This is a genomic window from Anaerorhabdus sp., assembly GCF_036637135.1.
Classification (GTDB): Bacteria; Bacillota_I; Bacilli_A; order Erysipelotrichales; family Erysipelotrichaceae; genus Anaerorhabdus.
This window is the reverse complement of record NZ_JAVWNC010000113.1, coordinates 1-2,512: the sequence shown is the minus strand read 5'-3', so window position 1 is coordinate 2,512 and position 2,512 is coordinate 1. Positions and strand designations below refer to the sequence as shown.

The following is a 2,512-nucleotide window of genomic DNA, read 5'->3' as shown; positions in this document are numbered from 1 at the left end:
ATCGAAAACAATGAGGAGAAACGTTATTACTTTTAAAATTTCATTGAATACCATAAATACTTTATTGTATTCCAATTACATAATAGAAGTTATTTTGTGTCCAATACCAACCTTGATACGAATTCGGTGGATATGGATTATAAATATTTCCATCATTGCTATATATAACTACTGGATATGTTCCGTTTAAATCAGGAGCAAATCTGATATTGGCATCTACCCAATTATATGTACCTACAACTTTGTCAACAACCCATTCCACTGTTGATATCGTTTGAAGTGATCCCCAAATAAATGCAAGAACAAGCCTACCTATTGGTTTACCTGAATGTGGTTGAATAGATGTGAAATCAGATTGCATTTTAAACATAAATTCATCAGGATTTTGAGTTTCTCCAATTAAAGTGCCTTGAGAATTGTAAACTCTCCAAATTTTTATATCTTCTTGATTATTTGAATCTTCATAATTTTCTTCAATATTTGGTTCATGAGTTTGTTGTTGAGTAATTGAAGTCTCAGCGTATAAAGGTAGTATATTACACATAACTAAGCTACATGAAATACCTACTAAAAACATTTTAATTATCTTTCTCATAAATACCTCCATTTATTTATTATGAGTTTTTCTTAAATTTACACTTATTAATGTCTATAGAGTAACTAAACGTTTCAAAAATATATTTATTTTCTCTAAGTAAGTTATCTTTTAAAGTGTATGATACGAATATCTTAACCTCATTATTTTCCTTGAATTCCATATGACTGAATACAGATTCTACTGAAAAACGATTCTTTTCATTTTCTACTTCGATATTATCTTGAAACGAGTTATATATCTTTTCTTTAGCAACTGCATAATCAAATTCAAACTTATATTTCAATAACACCTTTGCATATTCATCATTCATTTCTATATTACTAAAAATTGTAAAAACAATATTATTATTATCATTACATTTTATGAATTGTGAACTAGTTCTATATAAAGGTGATAAAGCGATGAATACAAAAATTATAATCAATATTAATAATAGAAATATTTTTCTAAATTTTCTGTTTATCTTCTTTGCCATCACTTAGAACATCCTTTCCTTGAAACAGTAATAAATGGTTAATTAAAACTATTACACTATGTAATTTAACAATAATAGAATTACTTTTGCGATAAAATTCCTTAGTTCATATTAAAATATCATTATTTTATGGCATTTCTAGATTAACATTCATCTATATCTAAATTATAAAATAGAGAATATGCCATAACAATATTTTTCGGTTTCATATTTTTAAGCAAAATAACTATTTAATAAGCTAAATAGTTATTTTTTATGAAACTTTTTGTTAATTTTGAAGATTATATAATTCTTTTAAATATCCTAAAGCTTTTTTATATTTTGATTCTTTTTCACAATAGTGAATCATTAGGTTAAGATAAAATACTTTTTCTTCTGTATCAGAACTTAATCGTTCTTTTATATATTCATTCTCAATTTTTTCTACAATCGAATTATTATCTTCGTTAACAACATATGTCAATAACTCCAATCGTTTCATAATGTTATTTACATTCGATATGTTATGTTTTGCTGAATCAATAGTATTTTCCATTGCGATAAAGTCCTTTATTTCGTAGTAACACAAAGCTAAATGGAAATAGTCAATTGGTATTAGTTCATCTTTGGTCTTTTCATTTATTATTTTTATTGCATCGTTATATCTTTTTTGTGATATATACAACCAACTTAGATTTGTTTTGATAGTTGTACAAAATATATCGTCTGTAGAGTTATTTTCTCGTCTCAACAAAATTTCTTTATATATATTCTCCGCTTTAATAAACTGTTTACTTTTCCCATAAATATTAGCCATATGAACTTGAGTGAAAAGTTGACGAACAATATTATATTCTTTTGTGAAGTACTCTAACGCAATATTGTCATAATACATTGCATCAAATAAATTATTAATTAAACATAGTGTTTTCCCTAAATGATAACAAGTTATACTGTAGGAATACTTATGAATTCCAAATGACAATGCTTTGTTATAATACAAAATAGCATCATCAAAATTTTCACTATTTAAACGAATACAACCTTTCGCATCATAATAAATTTGTAATTCATGAGAATCTAGATAACCTGTTGCTATGAATTCAGTTTCAATAAATTTCTCAATATTATTTGTTTCTTCATTTGAAGTTCCATTTATACTTAACCAAACATACTTATATAATATATATTTGAAAATCAACGAAGAGTTTAAATATATATTCTCCCTTTTCTTTATTATTTGTAAAATCTCTTCTGTTACCCTAGGGTTATGGAATACTAAAGAAATATAAAAATTTTCTAATAATTCTAAATTTTTACTAATTAAATCAGTGTCGTAGTAATATTCTAGATCTAAACTATTAGATATTTGAAATAATAATTCATTATCTATTTCATGTTTCAAATTCTTAATTTTACTTAAATAACTCTTTGATATAAAATTTGTTCTTGCTAGATTT

3 protein-coding genes are annotated in these 2,512 nt (G+C 24.6%); all 3 read right to left on the bottom strand.

Translation table 11 applies throughout. The features are described 5' to 3' along the window. Positions 1 to 61 precede the first annotated feature (61 nt). On the bottom strand, positions 62 to 595 hold the full coding sequence (locus tag RR643_RS11580) for a hypothetical protein (RefSeq protein WP_332483310.1): 534 nt from the start codon (positions 593 to 595) through the stop codon (positions 62 to 64). 19 nt (positions 596 to 614) lie between these two features. Then, the gene (locus RR643_RS11575; RefSeq protein WP_332483309.1) at positions 615 to 1,073 is read right to left on the bottom strand and encodes a hypothetical protein; all 459 of its coding nucleotides are present in this window, start codon (positions 1,071 to 1,073) and stop codon (positions 615 to 617) included. A gap of 268 nt (positions 1,074 to 1,341) precedes the next feature. Further along, positions 1,342 to 2,512, bottom strand: a 1,171-nt coding sequence (locus RR643_RS11570; protein WP_332483308.1) for a hypothetical protein, incomplete at its 5' end; no start/stop codon positions are given.

Coding starts and splice junctions, on each gene's coding strand:
- RR643_RS11575 (WP_332483309.1), bottom strand. CDS start 1,073: ATGGCAAAGAAGATAAACAGAAAATTTAGAAAAATATTTCTATTATTA.
- RR643_RS11580 (WP_332483310.1), bottom strand. CDS start 595: ATGAGAAAGATAATTAAAATGTTTTTAGTAGGTATTTCATGTAGCTTA.